The 23,100-nt window shown below is 66.2% G+C and carries 24 protein-coding genes and 1 pseudogene; 10 read left to right on the top strand and 15 right to left on the bottom strand.

From position 1 onward, the window contains the following. The first annotated feature begins 3 nt into the window (after nt 1–3). The gene (locus HOP51_RS01630; RefSeq protein ID WP_234272193.1) at nt 4–1,509 is read left to right on the top strand and encodes a YifB family Mg chelatase-like AAA ATPase; all 1,506 of its coding nucleotides are present in this window, start codon (nt 4–6) and stop codon (nt 1,507–1,509) included. 19 nt (nt 1,510–1,528) lie between these two features. Here the strand turns inward: HOP51_RS01630 and HOP51_RS01635 are convergent, their stop codons facing one another. Both HOP51_RS01635 and HOP51_RS01640 read right to left on the bottom strand, forming a co-directional pair. Continuing rightward, entirely contained in the window at nt 1,529–2,008 is a 480-nt protein-coding gene (locus tag HOP51_RS01635) for a hypothetical protein (RefSeq protein WP_234272194.1), read from the bottom strand. Further along, nucleotides 2,002–2,985 carry an alpha/beta hydrolase gene (locus HOP51_RS01640; protein WP_234272195.1) on the bottom strand — a complete coding sequence of 328 codons (984 nt, stop codon included), beginning with the start codon at nt 2,983–2,985 and terminating at the stop codon, nt 2,002–2,004. The genes HOP51_RS01635 and HOP51_RS01640 overlap by 7 nt, the downstream gene beginning before the upstream one ends. 308 nt (nt 2,986–3,293) lie before the next feature. Here HOP51_RS01640 and HOP51_RS01645 point away from each other — a divergent pair, with 308 nt between their 5' ends. Then, nucleotides 3,294–5,480 (top strand): malate synthase G, encoded by a 2,187-nt coding sequence (locus HOP51_RS01645; RefSeq protein WP_234272196.1) that lies wholly within the window; start codon nt 3,294–3,296, stop codon nt 5,478–5,480. Between the two features lie 159 nt (nt 5,481–5,639). Continuing rightward, complete coding sequence (locus tag HOP51_RS01650) at nt 5,640–6,053, top strand: PaaI family thioesterase (protein WP_234272197.1); 414 nt, start codon at nt 5,640–5,642, stop codon at nt 6,051–6,053. On the opposite strand, the gene HOP51_RS01655 is transcribed toward HOP51_RS01650, so the two are convergent. Further along, the gene (locus tag HOP51_RS01655) at nt 6,029–6,433 is read right to left on the bottom strand and encodes a DUF423 domain-containing protein (RefSeq protein WP_234272198.1); all 405 of its coding nucleotides are present in this window, start codon (nt 6,431–6,433) and stop codon (nt 6,029–6,031) included. The genes HOP51_RS01650 and HOP51_RS01655 overlap by 25 nt on opposite strands. Before the next feature lie 103 nt (nt 6,434–6,536). Between HOP51_RS01655 and thiS the strand changes: the two genes are divergently transcribed. The 3 genes from thiS to trmB are packed head-to-tail and all read left to right on the top strand — an operon-like array spanning nt 6,537 to nt 8,352. Beyond that, a complete protein-coding gene (thiS, locus tag HOP51_RS01660) occupies nt 6,537–6,737 on the top strand; it encodes a sulfur carrier protein ThiS (RefSeq protein WP_234272199.1) in 201 nt (66 codons plus the stop codon). 55 nt (nt 6,738–6,792) lie between these two features. Then, nucleotides 6,793–7,587, top strand: a complete 795-nt coding sequence (locus tag HOP51_RS01665; protein ID WP_234272200.1) for a thiazole synthase — start codon at nt 6,793–6,795, stop codon at nt 7,585–7,587. A 24-nt stretch (nt 7,588–7,611) separates the two neighbouring features. Further along, on the top strand, nt 7,612–8,352 hold the full coding sequence (trmB, locus tag HOP51_RS01670; protein WP_234272201.1) for a tRNA (guanosine(46)-N7)-methyltransferase TrmB: 741 nt from the start codon (nt 7,612–7,614) through the stop codon (nt 8,350–8,352). A 10-nt stretch (nt 8,353–8,362) separates the two neighbouring features. Here the strand turns inward: trmB and HOP51_RS01675 are convergent. Further along, a pseudogene (locus HOP51_RS01675) lies at nt 8,363–9,217 on the bottom strand (DMT family transporter); the annotation flags it as partial. 87 nt (nt 9,218–9,304) lie between these two features. Here HOP51_RS01675 and HOP51_RS01680 point away from each other — a divergent pair. Then, nucleotides 9,305–10,213 carry a LysR family transcriptional regulator gene (locus HOP51_RS01680; RefSeq protein WP_234272202.1) on the top strand — a complete coding sequence of 303 codons (909 nt, stop codon included), beginning with the start codon at nt 9,305–9,307 and terminating at the stop codon, nt 10,211–10,213. A 209-nt stretch (nt 10,214–10,422) separates the two neighbouring features. On the opposite strand, the gene HOP51_RS01685 is transcribed toward HOP51_RS01680, so the two are convergent. Then, entirely contained in the window at nt 10,423–11,340 is a 918-nt protein-coding gene (locus HOP51_RS01685) for an AEC family transporter (RefSeq protein WP_234272203.1), read from the bottom strand. 133 nt (nt 11,341–11,473) lie between these two features. On the opposite strand from HOP51_RS01685, the gene HOP51_RS01690 reads away from it, so the two are divergent. Together HOP51_RS01690 and HOP51_RS01695 are read left to right on the top strand one after the other, a co-directional pair. Then, on the top strand, nt 11,474–11,986 hold the full coding sequence (locus HOP51_RS01690) for a hypothetical protein (protein WP_234272204.1): 513 nt from the start codon (nt 11,474–11,476) through the stop codon (nt 11,984–11,986). Then, nucleotides 11,983–12,576: an SCO family protein gene (locus HOP51_RS01695; RefSeq protein WP_234272205.1), complete on the top strand. Its 594-nt coding sequence runs from the start codon at nt 11,983–11,985 to the stop codon at nt 12,574–12,576. Before HOP51_RS01690 ends, HOP51_RS01695 begins: the two co-directional genes overlap by 4 nt. Nucleotides 12,577–12,626: 50 nt before the next feature. Here the strand turns inward: HOP51_RS01695 and HOP51_RS01700 are convergent, their stop codons facing one another. The 7 genes from HOP51_RS01700 to HOP51_RS01730 all read right to left on the bottom strand — a co-directional run bounded on the left by HOP51_RS01700 (nt 12,627) and on the right by HOP51_RS01730 (nt 18,654). Continuing rightward, nucleotides 12,627–13,661: a PHB depolymerase family esterase gene (locus HOP51_RS01700; RefSeq protein ID WP_234272206.1), complete on the bottom strand. Its 1,035-nt coding sequence runs from the start codon at nt 13,659–13,661 to the stop codon at nt 12,627–12,629. Between the two features lie 10 nt (nt 13,662–13,671). Further along, nucleotides 13,672–14,355 (bottom strand): FKBP-type peptidyl-prolyl cis-trans isomerase, encoded by a 684-nt coding sequence (locus HOP51_RS01705; RefSeq protein ID WP_234272207.1) that lies wholly within the window; start codon nt 14,353–14,355, stop codon nt 13,672–13,674. A gap of 102 nt (nt 14,356–14,457) precedes the next feature. Beyond that, nucleotides 14,458–14,901 (bottom strand): universal stress protein, encoded by a 444-nt coding sequence (locus HOP51_RS01710; RefSeq protein ID WP_234272208.1) that lies wholly within the window; start codon nt 14,899–14,901, stop codon nt 14,458–14,460. A gap of 32 nt (nt 14,902–14,933) precedes the next feature. Then, nucleotides 14,934–16,217: a TRAP transporter large permease gene (locus tag HOP51_RS01715; RefSeq protein ID WP_234272209.1), complete on the bottom strand. Its 1,284-nt coding sequence runs from the start codon at nt 16,215–16,217 to the stop codon at nt 14,934–14,936. Between the two features lie 24 nt (nt 16,218–16,241). Next, complete coding sequence (locus HOP51_RS01720; protein WP_234272210.1) at nt 16,242–16,820, bottom strand: TRAP transporter small permease; 579 nt, start codon at nt 16,818–16,820, stop codon at nt 16,242–16,244. Nucleotides 16,821–17,010: 190 nt separating this feature from the next. Next, nucleotides 17,011–18,027 carry a TRAP transporter substrate-binding protein gene (locus HOP51_RS01725; protein ID WP_234272211.1) on the bottom strand — a complete coding sequence of 339 codons (1,017 nt, stop codon included), beginning with the start codon at nt 18,025–18,027 and terminating at the stop codon, nt 17,011–17,013. A gap of 102 nt (nt 18,028–18,129) precedes the next feature. Beyond that, nucleotides 18,130–18,654: a TIGR02444 family protein gene (locus HOP51_RS01730; protein WP_234272212.1), complete on the bottom strand. Its 525-nt coding sequence runs from the start codon at nt 18,652–18,654 to the stop codon at nt 18,130–18,132. Between the two features lie 78 nt (nt 18,655–18,732). Here HOP51_RS01730 and HOP51_RS01735 point away from each other — a divergent pair, with 78 nt between their 5' ends. Continuing rightward, nucleotides 18,733–20,697 (top strand): ABC-F family ATP-binding cassette domain-containing protein, encoded by a 1,965-nt coding sequence (locus HOP51_RS01735; RefSeq protein ID WP_234272213.1) that lies wholly within the window; start codon nt 18,733–18,735, stop codon nt 20,695–20,697. A 126-nt stretch (nt 20,698–20,823) separates the two neighbouring features. Here the strand turns inward: HOP51_RS01735 and dtd are convergent, their stop codons facing one another. From dtd to thiD, 3 genes are all read right to left on the bottom strand, one after another. After that, nucleotides 20,824–21,261, bottom strand: coding sequence for a D-aminoacyl-tRNA deacylase (gene dtd / locus HOP51_RS01740; protein ID WP_234272214.1), 438 nt, complete (start codon nt 21,259–21,261; stop codon nt 20,824–20,826). Between the two features lie 69 nt (nt 21,262–21,330). Then, nucleotides 21,331–22,176, bottom strand: a complete 846-nt coding sequence (locus HOP51_RS01745) for a universal stress protein (protein WP_234272215.1) — start codon at nt 22,174–22,176, stop codon at nt 21,331–21,333. Between the two features lie 81 nt (nt 22,177–22,257). Further along, nucleotides 22,258–23,070, bottom strand: coding sequence for a bifunctional hydroxymethylpyrimidine kinase/phosphomethylpyrimidine kinase (thiD, locus tag HOP51_RS01750; RefSeq protein ID WP_234272216.1), 813 nt, complete (start codon nt 23,068–23,070; stop codon nt 22,258–22,260). Nucleotides 23,071–23,100 lie beyond the last annotated feature (30 nt).

The following is a 23,100-nucleotide window of genomic DNA, read 5'->3' on the forward strand; positions in this document are numbered from 1 at the left end:
ACGATGCTGGCGATCGTTGCCACACGGGCTGGCTTGGGGCTGGAAGCGCCCGAGGTCCAGGTCGAGGTACATCTGGCCAATGGCCTGCCGGGAATGACCCTGGTGGGTCTGCCCGAGGCCGCCGTCAAGGAGAGCCGCGAACGGGTGCGCAGCGCCCTGGTCAACGCCGGCTTCGATTTTCCCAATACACGTAGAATCGTGCTCAATCTGGCGCCCGCCGATCTGCCCAAGGTCGGCGGGCGCTTCGATCTGCCCATCGCGCTGGGTATTCTTATCGCCTCCGGCCAAGTGCCCGGCGAAGCGGTCGAGGGTATCGAAAGCGTCGGCGAGCTGGCGCTGGACGGTCGCCTGCGCCCCATCAACGGGGTGCTGCCCCTGGCGCTCGCCGCACGCAAGGCCGGGCGCAAGCTGATCGTGCCCAAGGAGAACGCCGACGAGGCGGCCCTGGCCGGCGACCTGCAGGTGCTGCCGGCCGAGCATCTGCTCGATGTGATGGCCCATCTGCTGGGACAGAAGCCGATCGCCGCGCACCGCCTCGAGTCGCCGCCCATCGCCGATAGCCGTGAAGGCGACCTGGCCGAGGTGCGTGGCCAGCACCAGGCCCGGCGCGCGCTGGAGATTGCCGCGGCGGGGTCGCACAACCTGCTTTTCGCGGGGCCTCCCGGCACCGGCAAGACCATGCTGGCAAGCCGCCTGCCGGGCATCCTGCCGGAACTCACCGAGGACGAAGCGCTGGAAGTCGCCGCCATCCGTTCGGTGTGTGGCCTGCCCTTGGCCGAGCAGTGGGGGCGCCGGCCCTTTCGCGCCCCGCACCACACCGCCAGCGCCGTGGCCCTGGTCGGCGGTGGCTCCTGGCCGCGACCGGGAGAGATCTCGCTGGCCCACCACGGCGTGCTGTTTCTCGACGAGCTGCCCGAGTTCAGCCGTCACGTGCTCGAGGTGATGCGCGAACCAATGGAGTCGGGGCGCATCCATATCGCTCGTGCCAACCACGAGCGCCGCTTTCCTGCCCGTTTCCAACTGGTGGCAGCGATGAACCCGTGTCCCTGCGGCCACCTCGGCGACCCGCGCCAGGCTTGCCAGTGCACCGCGGCACAGATCCAGCGCTATCAGTCGCGTCTCTCCGGGCCGCTGCTCGACCGTATCGATCTGCAGATCGAAGTGCCGGCGCTGCCGCCGGAGCAGCTGACATCACGCGAGGTAGGCGAGAGTTCGGCGGAGGTGCGCGCCCGGGTCATGGCGGCACGCGAGCGCCAGTACGCCCGCGGTGCGCTCAACGCCCATCTGGGCGGGCGCGAGCTGGAAGCGGCATGCGCGCTCACCACGGCGGATCGTGCCTGGCTGGCTGGCGTGCTCGAACGCCTGCGTCTGTCGGCGCGCGCCTACCATCGGGTGCTGCGTGTGGCGTTGACCCTGGCCGATCTTGCCGCCAAGCCGCATCCGGAGCGCGGCGAGCTGATGGAGGCGATCGGCTATCGGCAGCTCGATCGCCAGTTGAGGCAGAGTTAGTAAGGCTGCGGTCTGGGGGCTACAGCGCCGTGGCGTCGAAGGCGCCCTCGATCTCGGTCTGCCATAGGGCACTCTCCATGTCGGGGCGATAGAGCGACAGGGTGAGGCGGTAGGGCAGCAGGTCGCGATCGGTCAGTTGCAGGCGTGGCGCCGTGGCTTCCAGGCGGCTCTCCATGCGCCACTGATGGTCGCCTCCTTCGCCGCTCATGGCCGGGCGCCAATCGAGCACCTGGGGCCCGTCGCTTGCGCCCAGCAGGGCGCGGGTGAGGCTCTCCAGGAAGCGTTCGCTGCCGATCTCGAGGCTGTTGTCCACATCCGGGGACACCAGTAGCAGCACCTGGTCCGCAGGTGGTTGCAGGGCCTCGACCTGCATGACCCGAGCGACGGCACGGTCGCCCAGGTTCTGCAGGGCACGGCGAATGGGGTCGGGTTCGGGAGGCTGGGCGGCACATCCGGCGAGAAACGCCAACAGGGCGAGCAGGGCGAGATGTCTCAGCATCGGGAGAGAGGCTCCTGGGCGATGGTCGAGAGGCTTGGTTCCAACTCGGCCAGAAACTCGTCGAGGGCCGTGAACAGCGTGGTGCGAATGGGTTCGGCCTCGTTGACGAGATGATGGCGCGCGTCCGGATGGCGATGAATGCGGGCATTGGGGAACTTGCGCTCGAGCACCGTCAGGTTCCACTCCCAGTCGACGGTGAGGTCCTGCTCCCCCTGTAGGATCAGGGTCGGCAGGTCGCTCGACGGCAGGGCCAGCAGCTGAGGCATCCAACGGCGCATGGCGCTGACCCAGTTGAGCGACAGGTGGCCCGGTTGTAGCGGGTCGTGCTCGCGCAGGAAGGTGGCAAATTCGGCATCGGTGGAGTTCGCGCCGAAGCGTCGCGGCAGCGTCTCGACGAAGGGGCCCACCAGGGTATGCAGCCAACCCGCCTGGGGCCAGCCGCACGGGCGCACCAGCGGTGCAAGCAGAGCCAGGCCCGACCAGCGTTCCTCGTCCGGCCGGCTCAGGGCGTCGGTGGCGAGAATGGCGGCGCCGGTGCTCTGGCCGATGCCCAGCCATGGGCGAGGGGCCAAGCCCCGGGCGTTCAACTGTTCCTGTAGCGCATGCAGACATTCGCCGTAGTGAGCGAAGTCATCGATGCAAGCGCGCTTGCCGCTGGACAATCCATGACCGGGCAGATCCCACAACACCACCCGCCAGCGGTGCTCCAGCAGCCGTTCCAGGAGATGGCGGTACAGGCCGAGATGGTCGAAATACCCGTGTACCACGAAGGCCGTGCCGATCGGCTCCGCCGGGCTCCATACCTGGCTCCAGAGCTGGTAGCGCTGGGCGTCCACGTAGCCCACGTAGAGCCCGACCTGCTCGGTGAGCAGCGGAGCCAGACCATAGTGAGCGAGGTAGTTGGCCAGCGATGGCTCTCCCTCGGCGCAAAAGGGTGCGATCGGCCCCAGCGCCTGTAGGGGAGTGAAGTCGGTCATGGCGTTCTCCAACGAATCAAGACAGGCATTCCCCTCGAGTCCTTTCGTCATTGGCGGCACTAGAGTGTGCAGCAAGTTTACCTACCGACCATTCTGTAGGGTGAGCGATCGTTGCGATAGCTCGTGTTTTTTCTGACCAATCGGTCAGAATGTCGGATATTAACCCTATGTCTAGTAGGGTAGACCCTCCTTCGGGTTTACATATGGAAGAGTTTTCCACAAAATTGGCGCCTTCACAGTGGTATCACCCCCACGAATTGCGGCGGCCGAGCGTATGTCATCGGCCGCCACGCAGGAGGAGACTTCCCATGTCCGAACGTGTTACTCGCCATCGTCTCCAGGTGGCCGCTGAACTGGACCGCTTCATCAACGGCCAGGCCCTTCCCGGTACCGGCCTGGATGCCGAAAGCTTCTGGGCCGGGGTCGATGCCATCTTTCATGATCTGACACCGAAAAACCGAGAATTGCTCGCTGAGCGTGAGCGCCTGCAGGAACAACTGGATACCTGGCACCGCGAGAACCCTGGCCCGGTGCGCGACATGAGCGTCTATCGCGCCTTTCTCGAGGAGATCGGCTACTTGGTGGAGGCTCCCTCCCAGGTTACCGTAAGCACCGCCAACGTGGATCGCGAGATCGCCGTTCAGGCTGGCCCGCAACTGGTAGTGCCGGTGAGCAACGCCCGCTATGCGCTCAACGCCGCCAACGCGCGCTGGGGCAGCCTCTACGATGCGCTCTACGGCACCGACGCCATCCCCGAGGAGGATGGCGCCGAGAAGGGCACGAGTTACAACCCCAAGCGCGGCGAGAAGGTCATCGCCTACGCCCGCGGCGTACTCGACCTGGCCGCTCCGCTGGCCACCGGCAGCCATCGTGACGCGGTCAAGTATGCGCTGCGCGACGGCCACCTGGTGGCGACCCTCGAGGGCGGTCGCGAGACCGGCCTCGAGGAGCCGGGCAAGCTGATCGGCTATCAGGGCGACGCCGCCAGCCCCGAGGCGATCCTGCTGGCCAACCATGGCCTGCACCTGGAGATCCAGATCGACCCCAGCCATCCCATCGGCAAGACCGACCCGGCCGGCGTCAAAGACCTGCTGGTCGAAGCCGCGCTGACCGCGATCATGGATTGCGAGGACTCCGTGGCTGCCGTCGACGCCGAGGACAAGGTCGGCGTCTACGCTAACTGGCTGGGCCTGATGAAGGGCGACCTGGAAGAAGCGATCGAGAAGGGTGGCAAGACCTTCACCCGTCGCCTTCACCCCGATCGCACTTACGCCACCCCGGATGGTGGCAGCCTGACGCTGCCCGGCCGTTCGCTGATGTTCGTGCGCAACGTCGGCCACCTGATGACCACGCCGGCGATCCTCGACGCCGATGGCAATGAGCTGCCCGAAGGCATCCTCGACGGCATCGTCACCAGCCTGCTGGCAATGCACGATCTCAAGAAGGACGAAGGCGAGGCGCGCAATTCGCGCCAAGGCTCGGTTTACATCGTAAAGCCGAAGATGCACGGTCCCAAGGAGGTCGCCTTCTCCAACGAGCTGTTCGGCCGTATCGAGGATCTGCTGGGCCTGGCCCGTGACACCCTCAAGATGGGCATCATGGACGAGGAGCGTCGCACCTCGGTCAACCTCAAGGCGTGTATCGCCGAGGCCAGCTCTCGCGTGGTGTTCATCAACACTGGCTTCCTCGACCGCACCGGCGACGAGATGCACACCGCCATGGAAGCGGGCCCGATGATCCGCAAGGGCGACATGAAGAATGCTGCCTGGATCGGTGCCTACGAGCGCAACAACGTGCTGGTCGGCCTGGCCTGCGGCCTGCGTGGCCGGGCTCAAATCGGCAAGGGCATGTGGGCCATGCCGGACCTGATGGCTGCCATGCTGGAGCAGAAGATCGGCCATCCCAAGGCTGGCGCCAACACCGCCTGGGTGCCGTCGCCCACTGCTGCCGCGCTGCATGCGCTGCACTACCATCAGGTCGACGTCACCGAAATCCAGCGTGAGCTTGAGGCCCAGGGCGAGCCTGCCCTTCTGGAAGAGCTGCTCGACGACCTGCTCAGCGTGCCGGTGGCCGAGAAGGCCGCCTGGTCCGACGCCGAGCTGCAGCAGGAGCTCGACAACAACTGCCAGGGCATCCTCGGCTATGTGGTGCGCTGGGTCGAGCACGGCGTGGGCTGCTCCAAGGTACCCGACATCCATGACGTGGGCCTGATGGAGGATCGTGCCACGCTGCGTATCTCCAGCCAGCACATCGCCAACTGGCTGCACCACGGTGTGGTCGATGCCGAACGCGTGCAGAAGACCCTGGAGCGCATGGCCAAGGTGGTCGATGGGCAGAATGCCGGCGACCCGGCCTACACCGCGATGAGCGCCGACTTCGAGGCCTCGACAGCGTTCAAGGCGGCCAGCGACCTGATCTTCAAGGGTCGAGTGCAGCCCTCCGGCTACACCGAGCCGCTGCTGCACTACTGGCGGGCGGTGCACAAGGCGAAATAACGTCTTCGGGCTTCGGGCAGCGCAGTGGATACACTCATAGCTCGTAAGCAACAGCTACGCCATGAAGCGCCCCGGGTACCCGCCCGGGGCGCTTTGGGTTATGTTGGGCTCCACGATCACAACTGCTTGCCACGACCACAACCAGCAGGGAGCCCGACGATGACCGTGATGACCGCCGCCGCCATTGAAGATTTTCTCGACGAGGTCTTTCCCCAGCGTGCCGGCACCATCGAGGCGGTCGATCACATGCGTGCCACCATGAGCCTGGCCATCGAAGACGAGCACCTGCGGCCCGGCTCAAGCGTTTCCGGGCCGACCATGATGGGGCTGGCCGATGTCTGCCTCTACGTGGCTATCCTGGCCCAGATCGGCCCCGAGCCGATGGCCGTGACCACCGATCTCAACTGCCACTTCCTGCGCCGCGCCCGCGGCGACCGCGATCTCATCGCCAATGCGCGAGTGATCAAGCTGGGCCGCCGCCTGGCGGTAGGCGAGGTGCAGCTCTTCTCCGCCGGCGACGAGCGACCGGTGGCCCACGTCACCGCCACTTACGCCATTCCCGACCCCGACTGAGCGTCGCGCCCGGCGCGCAAGGCACCCACGGCAAGCGTCAGCCAGCCGGCGATCATCAGCACGCCACCGAACGGGGTGACCATGCCCAGGCCGCGCAGCCCGGTCAACGCCATGGCATAGAGCGAGCCGGAGAACAGCAGCACCCCCGCAGCCCACAAGCCCAGCACGATGCCGAACGCGCGCTGCGGATGCGAGGCGCGCCAGGCGAGCACGCCGAGTATCGCCAGGGTGTGCCACATCTGATAGCGCACACCGGTCTCGAAGGCGGCCAGTAGCCGCTCCGGCAATTGGCCTTGCAAGGCATGGGCGGCAAAGGCACCGGCCATGACCGCCACTCCGCCCGACAGCGCCGCCAGGCACCACCATCCGCGATCGCGCATCTTGTACTCCTTCGGGGATTGGGATTGCCGCCTACCGTACCCCGAGAGGCGTTAAGGGGCTACAATATGGGCCCGCGACACTCGTCAACTGAAGAGGGACGCCATGCAGATCCAACTCAACGGTGAGCCCCGAGACCTTGCCCCCGGCCTCACGGTGGCGCAGTTGGTCGACGACCTTGGCCTGACCGGTCGGCGTATCGCCGTCGAACGAAACGAGGAGATCGTGCCGAAGAGTGAGCACGATGCCACGCGCCTGGCCGACGGCGATCGCATCGAGATCGTTCACGCCATCGGCGGCGGCTAACCGCCACCTGCCGACGATTTCCACTACAGACCCGCTACAGACACAGGCCCACGCGATGACAGACTTCTTTCAGGATCAGCCGCTGCGGATTGCCGGCCATGCCTTCACCTCACGCCTGCTGGTCGGTACCGGCAAGTACAAGGACTTCGACGAGACCGCCGACGCGATCGCTGCCTCGGGCGCCGAGGTCGTCACCTTCGCTGTGCGCCGTACCAATCTCGGCCAGGAAGACGGCCCCAACCTGCTCGACGTGGTGCCGCCGGAGCGTTTCACCCTGTTGCCCAATACCGCCGGCTGCTACACGGCCAAGGATGCTGTGCGTACCTGCAAGCTGGCCCGCGAACTGCTCGACGACCACAAGCTGGTCAAGCTCGAGGTGCTCGGCGACGACTCGACCCTCTACCCCAACGTGGTCGAGACCCTCAAGGCGGCGGAAGAGCTGCTCAGGGATGGCTTCGATGTGATGGTCTACACCAGCGACGATCCCATCGTGGCCCAGGAGCTCGAGCGCCTGGGCTGCTGCGCGATCATGCCGCTGGGTTCGCTGATCGGCTCCGGCCACGGCATCCAGAACCCGCACAACATCCGCCTGATCATCGAGCAAGCCAACGTGCCGGTGCTGGTGGATGCCGGCATCGGCACTGCCTCCGACGCCGCCATGGCCATGGAGCTGGGCTGCGACGGCGTGCTGATGAACTCCGCCATCGCCCATGCCCGCCAGCCGGTGCTGATGGCCAGTGCCATGAAGAAGGCCGTCGAGGCCGGACGTGAGGCGTTCCTGGCCGGGCGCATGCCGCGCCGCCAGAGTGCGGATCCCTCCTCTCCCTTTGCTGGCCGCATCAATGGCTGAATCCACCGGAGCTGCAACGAATCCATGAGCGACCCGCAACGCGACCCCTCGACTACCGGTCCGGAAGGGCCGGACGCCCCGCTGCATCGTCGCGGCATCAAGAGCTACGTGCTGCGTGCCGGCCGCATGACCCAGGCCCAGACCCGCGGCCTGGAAGAGGTCTGGCCGCGGCTGGGTCTGACCCTGGCCGAGGGACGGCAGGATCTCGATGCCTTGTTCGGACGCCGGGCGCCGCGGGTGGTGGAGATCGGCTTCGGCATGGGCGCCTCATTGATCGAGCAGGCCGAGACCCATCCCGACACCGATTTCATCGGCATCGAGGTGCACGCTCCGGGCGTGGGCAAGCTGCTCGACGAGGCCGACAAGCGCGGCCTGACCAACATTCGCGTCTACCGTGAGGACGCCCTGGCGGTGCTTGAGCAGTGCCTGCCGGAGGCCAGCATTGCCACCCTGCAGCTGTTCTTCCCCGACCCCTGGCCGAAGAAGAAGCACCACAAGCGGCGTATCGTCCAGCCCGCCTTCGTCGAGCTGATTCGCAGCCGCCTCGAGCTGGGCGGCAAGCTGCATATGGCCACCGACTGGCAGGCCTACGCCGAGTGGATGGCCGAGGTGATGGAAGCCGCGCCGGGCTACGTCAATACGGCGACTCCCGCGACGGCGCCCTATGTGCCGCGCCCCGAGTTTCGTCCGCTGACCAAGTTCGAGGCCCGCGGTGAGCGCCTCGGTCACGGCGTGTGGGATCTGATCTTCGAGCGCTGCGAATAGCCAGGCTGGCGCCTGCCCCGGCGAGCGCCATTCCCGCAAGACCGGTGGGGCCGAGGCGTTCACCGAACATCGCCGCGGCCCACAGCAGTGTCACTCCCGGCGTCAGATGCACTAACGCCGAGGTCAGCGTGACCCCCAGCCGGCGTAGGCTGGCAACGAAGAAACCGTAGCCCCCGAGGCTCGACAGCACCACTAGCCAGCTCATGGTCACCAGCACGGCAGGTTCGAAGCCGGGAGCGGTCAGCTTGCCGCCCCCCATTGCCCAGGCGGCAACCAGGAAGATGCCGCCGGCCGCGAGCAACTGGGCCAGCAGTGCTACCGGCAGCGGCAGTACCGAAGGCTGGCGCACCGCCAGCAGGCTGCCGAGCGTCACTGCCGCGACCGATAGCAGCGGCAGCAGGTAGGCCCAGCCCGGCGCAGCCAGCGAGCGCTGCATGTCGTCACCCACGCACAGCGCCACGCCCAGGGTGGCCAGCACCATCCCCAACCAGCCGTATGTGCCCAGGCGCTCGCCCAGCCAACGTCCGGCCAGGGCTGCCGCCAACAGCGGCTGCAGAGCTGCGATCAGCGCCGTGATGCCGGCGCTGACGCCGAGATCGATGGCTACGATCACCCCTAGCAGATAGCCGCCCATGGTCAGGCTGCCCACGAGCATCTCCCGTCTCATGTCGCGTATTGCCGGAAGCGCGCCAAGCGTCAGGCGACACCACAGTGCCACCAGCAGCGCGGCGAGCAGGAAGCGCCAGGCGAACAGGTCGAGTACCGGTGTGCCGAACTCGCTGGCCAGCCGGCCGCCGACGAAGCCCGAACTCCAGCACACCACGAAGCCGGCGGCTATCAGTAGTGTGGGGACTTGTGCTGGCATCGTCGTGCTCCTTCTCGATGACGGTGCTTGAGCTTGACGGTCATCCCGGCTTCAATAAAGCGATATATTTTGTAGGCAGAGTTCAATATGACTGAAGCCTTGCCGGCAACGCTGGATCTCGAACTGCTGCGCAGTTTCCAGGCTGCGGCCCAGCTCGGCTCACTGGCGGCGGCGGCCGAGCAGCGGCACCGCACCGTCAGCGCCATCAGCATGCAGATCAAGCGCCTCGAGTCGTTGCTCGATGTCCGCCTGCTGGAACGTGGCCCGCGTGGCGTGGTGCCGACTACCGCCGGGGAGGCACTGCTGCAGGAGGCGCGGGAACTGTTGCGCATGCACGATGGAATCCTGGCCCGCTATGCTGGGCGCGGGCTGCGGGGAAAGGTGCGCTTCGGCCTGCCCGAGGATTACGCCCGCGAGCTGCTCGGCGATGTATTGCCCGAGTTCACCTCGCGCCACCCCGAGGTACTGCTGCAGGCGGTGACGGCCACCAGCGGTGAGCTGGTGCGGCAGTTGGAGCGCTCGCGGCTGGACTTGGCAGTGGTGCTGGACCGGCCCATCGCACTGCCCGGCGGCGAGCCGCTGTGGCGCACCACGCCGGTATGGGCCGCGCCGCGTGCCGCCAACCTGGCCGAGCGGGAGAGCCTGCCGCTGGCCCTGCACGAGGTCGACTGTCCCTACCGGGCATTGGCCACTGAAGCCTTGGAGCGACTGGGCAGGCCCTGGCACGCGCTGTTCACCAGTACCAGCATCCATACTATCGAACGCGCGGTGGAGACGGGGCTGGCGGTCAGTGTGCTCGACCGCGAACGTCTGACCCCCGCCATGCGTGAACTGGGCGAGGCCGAAGGGCTGCCCGCTCTCGGTCGCTGCGAGGCACGGCTGCACTTCGCTCGTACCATCGAGCCGGGTTCGCGACCCGCCGCCCAGGCCCTGGCTGAACTGCTGCGCGAGCGGCTACGCGGACGCGGCCCCTGGCGCGGTGCAGCGACGGGATGATTGGGAAGCAATGAGGAAGATGTGTTTCTTTGAACAAAAAAAGCGCCTCCAGGGGAGGCGCAGGCAAGACCGTGACTAGCAATGAGGGGGAGAAACCATAGCGGGAAACTGGCGGTTCCCCTAATGGCCGTGGTGTCTCATCAACACCACGTCTTCAATGTAAGTCATTCTCATTCTCTCTGTCAACACGAATGCGAATTTTTTTTATTTCAGCTCCCGGCAAGATGCAGCCATAGGGGCAGGGTCGCCATGGCGAGCAGCGTCTGGCCGGTGATCAGGGCGGCCATCAGCTCGGCGTCGCCGCCCAACTGACGAGCCAGGATATAGGCCGAGGTGGCGGTAGGCAGGGCGGCGAACAGCAGGGCCACGTCGCGACTCACGGCATCCAGACCCAGCAGTAGCGCCGCGGCGAACACCAGGGCTGGCATCAACACCAGTTTGACCAGGTTGGAAGCCCACACCCCGCGATCTACCCGCAGCAGCGCCTGGGGGCGCAGGGCGACGCCCACTGCGACCAGCCCGAGCGGCAGGGCGGCGCGGCCCAGCAATTCCACGGCGGAGCCGCTCCAGCCGGGCAGGCCGATGCCCGAGAGGTTGAGGCCGATGCCGGCCAGGCAGGCGAGGATCAGCGGGTTGCGCCCCAGGGCTGCCAGGCTCTTGCCCAGGCTCGAGGGGCCGAGCGTGCCGGCGGCGATGAAGCTGGCGACGCACAGCACGTTGACCATCGGCACCATCAGCGCCACGGCGACCGCCGCTACCGTGGCGCCGGCGGTGCCATGCAGGGCGGCTGCGCCAGCCACGCCGACATAGGTGTTAAAGCGCAGAGCGCCCTGAAAAACCGAAGTGAAGGCGGCCGGCTCCAGGCCCAGCCTGCGCTGTACGGCCCACAGCAGCCCGGCGAATGCCAGCATGCCGCCGAGCAGGGCGAGCGCCAGACGAACCACCGGAACCTCGCCGACATTGGCGGTCGCCAGGGTAGCGACCAGCATGGCGGGAAAGAGCAGAAAGTAGATGACTTTCTCGAGCTGTATCCAGAAGTTACCGTCCGGCTGGCGCAATCGTCCCAGGACGGCGCCGAGCAGTATCAGCAGGAACAGGGGACCCAGGGCATTGGTGACGCCTTCCATCTCGCTATCCTTATGGCTTTGGCCAGGCCGCTGCGACCGTTTAACCCTGCGACAACGGTACACGCCAGGCCGGTAGGCAAATGCTGTTAAGCTTACCCTTTATCGCTGTCCAGTGAAGTGCTGCGTTCGCCACATGCCCTCGCCCTCCCTGCCCGAAGCCGGCGAATCCCGCTTTCCGGGGCTTCGCCTGATGATGCTTGCCACGCTGCTGACGCTCAGCGTGGCGTTGTGGTATCTGCTGTCGCACTTGGTGCGTGGTGACGGCGATGTCGACTGGCATCTCGCCACGCTGCCCTGCGAACTGCACCAGGCCGGTTGTAGCGCCAGTCTTGGCGAGGGGCGTGCGCTAACCCTGAGCGTCGCCGCCTCCGACGGTATCCATGCCCTGGAGTTGCTGCCGCTGACGGTCCGGGTGGAGGGCGTGGAGGCGCGGTCGGTCAGCGTCGACTTCGTCGGACGTGACATGGACATGGGCTTGCATCGCTTCCCCTTGAGCAAGCAGGATAATGGTCATTTCGAGGGGATTGGCCAAGTGCCGATCTGCACCGAGTCGGTCATGCCCTGGCAGGCCCAGGTCGTGGTGGAGACTGCGGAGGGCCGGTTGGGCAGCCGATTCGATTTCACGGTGGAGCGGAGTTCGCCATGAAGCGGCAACGTATCTGGGTGGTATTGGGCGCACTGGTGATCGTGGTGGGCCTCGGCGGACTGGTCGGTTTCCAGCAGTTCCAGCAGGCCGACGACGGCAGCCCGAAGGGCGGCCCGGTGGAGCTGCCCTCGACTCAGGGCGATTTTTCGCTGACCCAGCTCGAGGGTGACCAGCTGGCGGTACTGTTCTTCGGCTACACCTACTGCCCGGACGTCTGCCCGATGAGCATGGCCGTGATGCGTCAGGTCATGCAGGGGCTGGACGACGAACAGCGGCAACGGGTGGTGCCGGTACTGATCTCCGTGGATCCAGAGCGCGATACGCTGGAGCGCCTGACGGAATACGTGGGCTATTTCGGCGACGACTTCATCGGCGCTACCGGCAGCCAGGCACAGCTCGAGGAGCTGGCTGCCCGGTACGGGGTCATCTGGCGGCGAGTGGAAACGCCCGACTCGGCGATGGAGTACACCATCGACCACAGCTCATCGATCTATTTGGTCGACCGCCACGGCACGATCTTGCAGCGGGTGCTCTACTCGCCGACGCCGCATCCGCTACGCTCTGCATTGGAGCAACAACTCGACGGATAGCGGGGCGAGCTTCGGCGCTCGCCCCGCTTTTTACCTGCACGGTTCAGGTCCTACTCCTCGGGGGCTTCCCCGAGTCGTTCGATCATGGCCATCAGCGCTTGGACCTGGACGCCTTCCCGGGTGTCGTGCAACGGGTCGAGCTGCCAGGTGCTCTCGGCAAAGCCCCACCAGTCCCAGCAACCCTGGGGATTGGCCAGGCTACTGGTGGCCTGGGGATAGAGCACGACGCGACGGTTGGCCGCGGCCCATTCGTTGAGGCCGCTGTAGCGTACGAAGGCTTCGTCGATCTGCTCCTCGGTCATGCTGCAGCCGTGCAGCGCCACGGTCAGGCCGCAGCCTCCCGCCTCGCAGCCCTTCGGAACCAGCACGTAGCCGGCATCGCCCAGGCCGCGGGCGTCGAATGGAGCCTGGTCGAAGCGCAGCAACTGGGCCAACGACGTGGCTTGCGCAGGCTCCTGCGGTCCATGCAGCCACGCCAGCGCCTCGCCCGCGATATCCAGGCCGCAGGCCAGCATATGGGTACCGCCGCCGGTGCGGCACTGGGCCAACTGGCTTGGCGGAATTCGCTCATCGGCCTCGATGGGCCAGCCGTGGCCGACGCCGGGGGAGCGAACCACCTTGAGCTGTTCCTCGGGGTTTGCCAGCCATTCGCCTAACTGCTCGGCCAGTGCCAGGCCGAGCGAGGGATCCACCACGCTGTCCTCGTCCCCGTGCCAGACGAAGGCACGCAGCGCGGCAAGTGCTTCGCTCCCGCCCACCAAGCCACGCGCCTGGTAGTCGCGCAGGCGCACGTCCAGGCTGGCAAGGTCAGGTGGCCCGCGACGTGTCGCCATGCACTGGCCAAGCGCTTGGCCCAGGCCGCCCTGGGCGCAGCTCCACGGGCCTGCGGCGAGTACGGCCACGCCCTGGAAGCGTTCCGGCCAGGCCACGGCCAATTGAGCGGCCATGTAGCCTCCCGAGGAGACGCCGATCACACTGGTCGCGCTTGGCTCGACAGCGAGCCGGGGCAGCTCGGGCAATAGAGTCTCCGCTTGGGCGCCGTGGCTCAGCAGCAGTCCGGCGGCCAACAAGGCCAAGGCTTTCATGCGGCAGGTTTCATTCCATGACATCGAGCAGTTCGACACGGAAGATCAACGTCTCGTTGGGGCCGATGGGACCCTGGCCCTGGGCGCCGTAGCCGAGCTCGGGGGGGATGAACAGCATCCAGGTGTCGCCCACGCTCATCAGTTGCAGCGCTTCCTGCCAGCCTTCGATCACTTGGTCCACACGGAAGCTCAGCGGCTGGCCGCGTTCGAAGGAGCTGTCGAATACCGTACCGTCGACCAGGGTACCCTCGTAGTGCACTTCGACGTGGGAACTGGGGCCGGGGCTGTCGCCATCGCCATTTTCCAGCACCTCGTACTGCAGCCCCGAATCGGTCGTGGTGACTTCCTCGCGCTCGGCGTTCTCGCTCAGGAAGGCCTGCCCTTCGGTGAGATTGTGCTCGGCCATTTCCTCGGCCTCGGCCTGGCGTGCGGCCAGCGCATCCTGCTGGAACTTGCTCAGGGTCGCGGCCATGTCGTCGGCCTCCATGGCCAGGTCGTTGCCTTCGATAAGGTCGCGAATGGCGTCGGTGAAGGCCTCGACGTCGAGGTTGGGATACTCCTGAGCAATGCTTTGGCCGTAGGCGACGCCCAGGCTGTAGCTGAGACGCTCGTCCTCTGTCTCCGGTGCGGCCAGTACCCACGGCGGCGCAGCCACCAGGGCAACCAAGGAGGCGGATGTCAGCAGTGTCTTCATGCAGAGTCCTATCGATTAGTCATTGAGCGGCGTGCAACAGTACTCGGACTCTATCAGGGTGGGGCCGGTTCCGCACCCGCGGTACGGCGCCGGCCCCGCGGCTCATACCACCAGCGTGGGGCAGTGCGCCGAGCCCGCGACACGCTGCGCCACGCTGCCCAGCAGCAGGCTCTTCTCGCCGTTGGTGCCCTGGGCGCCGATCACGATCAGGTCGCACTCCCGCTTGCGCGCGAAGCGTACGATGGTGCGCGAAGGGCGCCCGCCCTTGACGAAGGCGCGTAGCCGGGCGGGGTCGGCCCCCAGTTCGACCGCTTCGCTCTTGGCGTGCACGGCGATCTCGGTGGCGTACTCCTTGAGGGCATCGTCGGGAATGTCGAGCTTCTCCGAGCGCACCATGGAGAGCGATGCCTCCAGCAGGCTGTGGTGCTTGAACACGCACAGGATATAGAGTTCGGCGCCGGTCAGCAGATGCAGGCCCACGGCCTTCTCCAGCGCCTTGAGGGCGCCCTTCGAACCGTCCACCGGCACCAGTATGCGATTGAACATGTCAGCGTCTCCTCTGCATCGTGCGACTGGCGTCACAGGTAGGCCATGTCACGCAGGAACAGGGCGATCTGCGGGAACATGATGATCAGCGCCGCCGACAGGATCAGCATGAAGATGAAGGGGGGCGTGCCGCGTATCACCTCCCAGTAGGGTCGCTTGAAGATGGCGATGGCGGTGAAGATGTCGCAGCCGAAGGGTGGCGTGGCCGAGCCTATCGCCACCTGCAGCGTGATCAGTACCCCGACCAGCACCGGGTCGAGCCCCGAGGCGGCGATCGCCGGAGCGAAGATCGGCGTCAGCACCAAGATCACCACGATCGGGTCGACGAACATACAGGCGATGAAGAAGGCCACTGAAATGGCGACCAGTACGCCGATCGGCCCCGCCTCGTTGATGCCGAACGCCGCCAGCAGTGTCTGGGGGATCTGGGCAAAGGAGATGATCCAGGAGAAGCCGTTGCCGACCGCCACCAGGATGAATACCACCGCGGTGATCAAGCCGGTGGACTTGGCGATGGCGTACATGTCCGGAAGCTTCAGCGAGCGGAAGATCACGAACTCGAGCAGCACCGCATACAACACGCACGCCGCGGCGGCCTCGGTGGGACTGAAGATGCCACCGTAGATACCGCCCACGATCAGTACGGGAAAGCCCAGCGGCCATAGCGCATCGCGTACGGCGAGGGTTCGTTCCTTCCAGCTCGACTTGGGCTCGGTCGGCACCTTGTGCACGATGGCGTAGATCACGCAGTAGACCGAGAACATGGCCAGAATCAGCAGGCCGGGGCCAATGCCGGCGATGAACAGTTCGCCGATCGAGGTACCCGAGATGACGCCGTAGATGATCATGCCGATGCTCGGCGGAATCAGGAAGGCGATATCGCTGGAGTTGATGATCAGCGCCAGGGTGAAGGAATCCTTGTAGCCGGCCTTGAGCATGCGCGGCCGCAGCGGCGAGCCCACCGCCACCACGGTGGCCTGGGTCGAGCCCGAGACGGCGCCGAACAGGGTGCAGGAAGCGGCGGTGCTGACGGCCAGGCCGCCCTTGATGTGGCCGACGAAGCTCATGACCATGTCGATCAGGCGACCGGCCGACTGCCCGCGGGTCATGATGTCGGCGGCCAGGATGAACATCGGCACGGCGATCAGCGCTGTGGGACGTATGCCCCCCATCATCTGCTGGATGAGGGTTTCCATCTGCCCGAGACCACCGAAGGTCATGTAGAAGCCGACGAAGGCTGCCGTCGCCAGCGGGATCATCATCGGAAATCCCAGCAGCAGGAGCACGATCATGATGGAGAGAATGATGGCTGTCATGGTGATTGTTCCTCATGCCCTGCGTCAGACTTCCGTTTCGGTATCCTTGTAGCCGTCGATCACATGGGTCGACAGATAGACGTCACGGGAGGTGAGATTCTTGAAGGCGGTAAGCAGATACTGAATGCCGGTGATGGTGAAGCCGACGGGCACCCAGAGATAGACGGTCCAGACCGGGATGCTCAGTGAGGGCAGCACGCGGCCGCGGCCATAAAGGGTCTGGATATAGCCGATCGAGAAGTAGCAGAGCACGAACATCACCAGTGAGGTGAACAGGCAGATCGCAATCATCAGCCAGCGCCGACCGCCGGTGGGCAGGGCATCGTAGATCGCCGACATGCGAATGTGCCGACCGTGACGAGCGGCATAGCCGAGCCCGGCAAAGGTGATCATCACGATCAGGATGCGGTTGATCTCCTCGGAAAAATGCAGACTCTCACCGAAGGCGAAGCGGCTGATCACGTTGGCTACGGTGTTCACCGCCATCAGGATCACGCCCAGTGCCATGATCGCCGACTCGGTGCGGCTGATCCAGGTATCGACGACGCCGAGTGGGCCGGGGAGGGTGGAACGGTAGTTCTTTTCCGAATCTTCTTCTGTCATGCGACCAGGTCTCCTGGGGGGCTGCCCTGCAAATGGGTAAAGCGCGATTCCCTCGCACAGGGTAAGCAACATGAGGCCGGCAATAACGCACCGGCTTCAACGCTGTTTGGCCGGGAGCGCTCGGGCCGGAAACACGAAGGGGCAGCCGACCGGCTACCCCTTCATGCGTTCACGGTGAGTGGCCCGGGGCTTACTCGCCGGATACGGCTTCCAGGTCGGCCTTGAACTGCTCGAGCAGTTCGCGACCGCGATCGCCGGTCATATCGATGAAGCGTTCCTCGACCTGCGGCGCACGCTCGCGGAAGGCCTGGATCTCGTCCTCGTCGAGGCGGGTCACGGTGACCTCGCCGGAGGCCTCCTGGATCTTCTCGAGTGACTCCTCGGCCAGGCCGGAGATGTGCTCGATGATGTGCTCGTAGGCCGCATCGGCCGCGTCAAGCACCAGTTGCTGATCCTCTTCGGAGAGGCCGTCGAAGAAGTCCTGGTTGGCCATCATCGCGGTGGTGAACCAGCCATGCCCGGTGAAGACCAGGTGCGGAGACACCTCGTAGAGACCGCCGGACTCGATCCAGAAGATCGGGTTCTCCTGGCCCTGGATGATGCCGGTTTGCAGGCCGCCGTACACCTCGCCCCAGGGCAGTGGGGTCGGCGTGGCACCGAAGGCGCGGTAGGTCTCGGAGAGCAGCGGGTTGGTCATGGTGCGGATGTTCTTGCCGCGCAGGTCTTCCGGGGTGCGGACCGGCTCGTCCACGGTCACGACCATCTCGCCTTCCGGGTACATCTTGAGCAGCTCGAGACCCTGCTCGGCGTAGAGTTCCGGGAACGTCTCGTTGATCGCCACGCTCTCGTCGAAGAACTGAAGCACGGTTTCTTCGTCGGTCGGCAGCAGATAGGGAATGAAGAAGATCTGGGCTTCGGGAATCAGTGCGCCGGTGAAGCCGGGCGACTGGTTGACGAACTGCAGGATGCCGGCCTGGGTCTGCTCCATGATATCGTCGGATTCACCCAGCTCGCCGAAGCGGTAAATCTGAACGGTGTGGTCGGAGTTTTCCTCGATGTATTCCTTGAAGGCGACGGCAAATACGTCCTGAACGTCACCCTCGAATTCCTCATGCGCATAGCGCCAGTTATCGGAATAGGCGGCAGCCGACATGCCGAACAGCATTGCGCCGATACTGGCAGTGGTCAACAGCTTGGTTGCCTTCATTATTGTATTCTCCTCGCAGGTTGGGCCCGTGAAAAAAGCGACATCAGCAGGCGTCAGGCAGCCTAAAATGACTGCACAGCTTTTTTCAGGCTAGCGTGCCCCTTAAAGAGGGTCAAGCTGGCATTCGAGGGTTTGAACTGCCAAAAGTTGCACTTTTTTCTGTAATTTCCAGCGACTTGCAAGGTAAATTTCGAGACTTGGGGCTGCCCTGGGGAGCGCCGCCAACCCCTCGGTCTGCTCGGCGAGGCGTTGCAGCCGTTGAAGGGTCTCGCGTTCGGCGGCCAGCTCGGCCTGCTGGATCTTCCGGCGTACCTCGGCGACGCCGGCACCAGGCGAGGCCTCGGCCTTGAGCTGGCGGCGCAGGCTGCGTAGCGGCAGCGTGACATCCCGCTGCCAGCGGCGAATGGCCGCAAGCCCGGGCGGCTCGTGGGCCAGTACCAGGCGGTGGCGGTATAGCCAGCAGTGCCAGAGCAGCTCGCACACGTCGATGCTCGCCTCGTCCTGCAGCCGCAGGCAGGCCGGCTCCACCCCGGGACGGCCGTAGAAAGCCAGGGCGAAATCCCACAGCGGATCGGTCGTCAGCCCGGTCCGCAGAGCGGCGGTCGTTGCGCTAGAATCGTCGTTCATGATCCGATCGTCGCCGGCCGGGCCTTGCTAGCCGAGCCCTGTGCGGCGGCGTCACCTTTCCTGCCAGTTGGAGCCTGCATGATCGCACTGCGCCAGGTTGCCCTGCAACGCGGCACCCAGACCCTGCTCGAGGACGCCGAGCTGACCCTGCATGCCGGTCACAAGGCCGGCATCGTCGGCCCCAATGGCGCCGGCAAGTCCAGCCTGTTCGGCCTGCTGTTGGGCGGGCTGGCCCCCGACCGCGGCGAGATCGAGATGAGCGGCGGGCAGCGTATCGCCCACATGGCCCAGGAGGTCGAGGCGCTGGAACGCGCCATTGTCGACTACGTGCTCGACGGCGACCGCGAGCTGCGAGCCACCGAGGCGGCGCTGGAAGCCGCCCGCGAGTGTGGCGACGACCACCGCGAGGCCGAGCTGCACGGCCGCATCGAGGCGCTGGACGGCTACAGCGCCCCGGCGCGTGCCGCTCAGCTGCTGATCGGGCTGGGCTTCGCCCAGGCCGACCTCATGCGGCCGCTGTCGGCGTTTTCCGGCGGTTGGCGCATGCGCGCCAACCTGGCGCGCACCCTGTTCATGCCCTCGGACCTGCTGCTGCTCGACGAACCCACCAACCACCTGGACCTCGATGCTCTGCTGTGGCTGGAGCAGTGGCTTACGCGCTACCCCGGTACCCTGCTGTTGATCTCCCACGACCGCGACTTCCTCGATGCCGTGTGCGACCACATCGTGCACTTCGAGCGTCGCCGGCTGGTGCTCTATCGCGGCAACTACTCCACCTTCGAGCGCACTCGCGCCGAGAAGCTGGCGTTGCAGCAGGCCGAGGCGGCCAAGCAGCAGGCCCGGCGCGAGGAGATCGAGCGCTTCGTGGCGCGCTTCAAGGCCAAGGCGAGCAAGGCGCGCCAGGCCCAGAGCCGGCTGAAGATGCTCGAGCGCATGGGCGACATCGCCGTCGCCCATGCCGATTCACCCTTCCACTTCACCATTCCGGCCTCGGACAAGACCTCGCATCCGCTGCTGGTGCTGGACCGGGCGCGGCTCGGCTATCGCGATGACTCGAGAGGGGAGCCCGGGGCGGAAAACGTCCAGCTCGACGAGGTCAAGCTGACCCTGCTCCCGGGGCAGCGCATCGGCCTGCTGGGACCCAACGGGGCCGGCAAGTCGACCTTGATCAAGTCGCTGACCGGTGCGCTGCCGCTGCTGGCGGGCAAACGCGTGCCGGGCGAGCATCTCAGCGTCGGCTACTTCGCCCAGCACCAGCTCGAAGGGCTCGACATGGCGGCGACGCCGTTCATGCACGTGCAGCGGCTTTCGCCCACCGCCAGCGACCAGGCGATCCGCAACTTCCTCGGCGGCTTCGGCTTCCAGGGCGACGATGCCTTCGGCGAGGTGGGGCGCTTCTCCGGCGGCGAGAAGGCGCGCCTGGCACTCGCGCTGGTGGCCTGGCGCAAGCCCAACCTGCTGCTGCTCGACGAGCCCACCAACCACCTCGACCTGGAGATGCGTGAGGCGCTTACCGAGGCCCTGGCCAGTTTCGAGGGCACGGTGATCCTGGTCTCGCACGACCGCCATCTGCTGCGAGCCACCGTCGATGAATTCTGGAAGGTGGCCGACCACCGCGTCGAGCCCTTCGACGGCGACCTGGAGGACTACCGCGCCTGGCTCAAGGCGCGGCTGGAGGGCGAGCGGCGCGAGGCGCGGGCCGACAAGGCCGAGCGCCAGGCGGAGGGTGCCGCGCCGAAGGAGGACCGCAGGGCCACCCGCCGTGCCGCCGCCGAGCTGCGCGAGAAGCTGCGCCCGCTGAAGAAGGCGCGTGACCGCGCCGAGCAGGCGATGGAGAAGGCCCAGGCGGAGCTCGCCGCGCTGGAGGAGGCGCTGGGCGAGGCCGAGCTCTACACCGACCCGGGGCGCAAGGCCGAGCTCACCGAGCGACTGGCTCGTCAGGGCGAGCTGAAGTCGCGACTGGAAGAGTTGGAAGCCGAGTGGCTGGCCGCCGAGGAAGCGCTCGAGGCGATGGAGGAAGCCGAGCTTCGCTCGGAGACGTAAGACGCGGCTACGCCGCTCGAAGAGGGAAGACCGGCGCTTCGCGCCTTGAAGATGAAAAGCTGGAGCCAAAGATTGCCTTCCCTCTTCCCTCTTCCCTCTTCCCTCTTCCCTCTTCCCTCTTCCCTTTCAACTCTCCAGCAGGAAGGTCACCGGACCGTCGTTGATCAGCTCGACCTGCATGTTGGCGGCGAACTCGCCGCTCTCGACCCGGGGCCAGGCCGTCCGGGCGCGCTCGAGCAGGTAGTGGAACAGCCGCTCGCCGTCGGCCGGCGGCGCGGCGCTGGAGAAGCTTGGCCGCAGCCCCTTGCGGGTATCGGCGGCCAGGGTGAACTGCGACACCAGCAGCAGCCCGCCATCGACCTGCTGCAGATCGAGGTTCATCTTGCCCGCCTCGTCGCTGAACACCCGATAGCGCAGCAGTTTGTGCAATAGCCGCTCGGCGGCGGCCTCGTCATCGCCCTTCTCCACTCCCACCAGGGCCAGCAGGCCGTGATCGATGGCGCCCACCGTTCGTTCATCCACCGTGACGCTGGCGCGGCGCACGCGCTGTATCAGGGCCTTCATGCGGCGATTCTCCTCCCCACTGTGACTACGCCGGGAAGAGTATCACGCAGTAGTTTGTAGGCACCCTCTTTACCAGGCGCGGCACAACATGATGTCACAATGCGGCTCGGCGAGTAGCGCCTCGGTGATCGGGCTCTGGCGCCCCAACTGGCCGCGACAGCTCAGCGCCAGCAGATCGGGCGGCTGGCGTCGCAGCCGCGTGACCAGCACTTCCAGCGGGTCGCCCTGCTCGAGCACCAGCTCCACCTCCGGCACGCTGCCGAGCTCGCCCATCAGTTGATCGGTTTCGCGCTCGAGCTGGCAGCGCAGGCGCTCCACCTCACGGTCGCGCCAGCGGGCGAAGTCACTGTCGGAGCCCAGCTCACGCTGGCCGGGAATGTCCCAGGCATGCAGCAGCGTCAGATGGGCTTCGGGAAAGCGCTTGAGTACCTCGCGCAGGGTATTGCGGCTGGGCAGCGAGAAGTCCACTGGCACCAGGATCTCCTGCCAGTCGCGGCTGGCCGGCTGGGTCACCGACAGCACCGGGCAGGGCGCGCTGCGCAGCACGCGGGCGAGGGTGGTGCCGGCGACCAGGTCGGGCTGGCCGCGCTTGCGGTGGGAGCCGAGCACGATCATGTCGACCTCGCGGTCGTGTGCCTCACGGATGATCTCGGCGTAGGTGACGCCGGCCACCGTCTGCAGCATCACGCTCGGCTCCGGCAACGCATAGTCTTCGCGTACGTCGGTGAGGATGACCTGCATGTCGGCCACCACGGCCTCTTCCAGATCGTGCAGCACCCGCCGGGGAAGGTAGGGGTCGAGGACGTGGATGACGTCCAGGCGTGCACCGCTCTCGTTCGCCAGGCGGATGGCCCGAGCGAAGGCGGCGCGATTCTCGGCCGAGAGGTCGCAGGCGAACAGCAGGGTCTGGGTCATGACGTCTCTCCGTTGCGGATGAGCCTGGCAGGACAGACTTCAGCATGGGTGGCACTTGGCCAGGGTGCAAGGAGCGTTTCGCTACCACCAGCGATGAAAATGGTGCACCGGCCCGTGGCCCCGGCCGACGTCGAGCCGGCGGCTCTCGGTCAGCGCCACTTCCAGCCACTGCTTGGCCGTTGTCACCGCCTGCGGCAGAGTGTCGCCCAGCGCCAGGCGGGCAGTGATGGCCGAGGAGAGCGAGCAGCCGGTACCGTGGAGGTTGGAAGTGCCGATGCGGGTGCCTTCGATCCACTGCGAGGCGCCATGCGAGATCAGCAGGTCGGGACAGCTCTCGCCGCCGAGGTGCCCGCCCTTGAGCAGCGTGGCGCCGGCGCGCAGCGCTGCCAGCCTGGGCGCCATGGCCACCATCTCGTCGCGCGTGCGTGGCTCGGCATCGCCCAACAGCACCGCGGCCTCGGGCAGGTTGGGCGTGATCAGGTCGGCCAGCGGCACCAGCACCTCGCGCACCGCCGCGATGCCCACATCGTCGACCAGTACGTCGCCGCTCTTGGCGACCATGACCGGATCGAGCACGATCCAGCGCGGCCGCCTGGCCTGCAAGGTGTCGCGGATCGCCTCGGCCACCTCGCGGCTGGCCACCATGCCGATCTTCACCGCATCGATTTCCACGTCGTCGAGCAGGGTGTCGAGCTGTAGCCGGATGAATTCCACCGGCACCGGGTGCACGCCACGCACACCGCGGGTGTTCTGGGCGGTCAGCGCAGTGACGGCGCTGGTACCATAGGCACCCAGCGCCGAGAAGGTCTTGAGATCGGCCTGAATGCCGGCGCCTCCGCTGGGATCGGAACCGGCGATGGTGAGGACGTTGGGAATGGGGCGGTCGTGCGTCATGGCGGCGTCGTCTCGCAAGCGAATACATGG

Source organism: Billgrantia zhangzhouensis (genome assembly GCF_021404465.1).
GTDB lineage: Bacteria > Pseudomonadota > Gammaproteobacteria > Pseudomonadales > Halomonadaceae > Halomonas > Halomonas zhangzhouensis.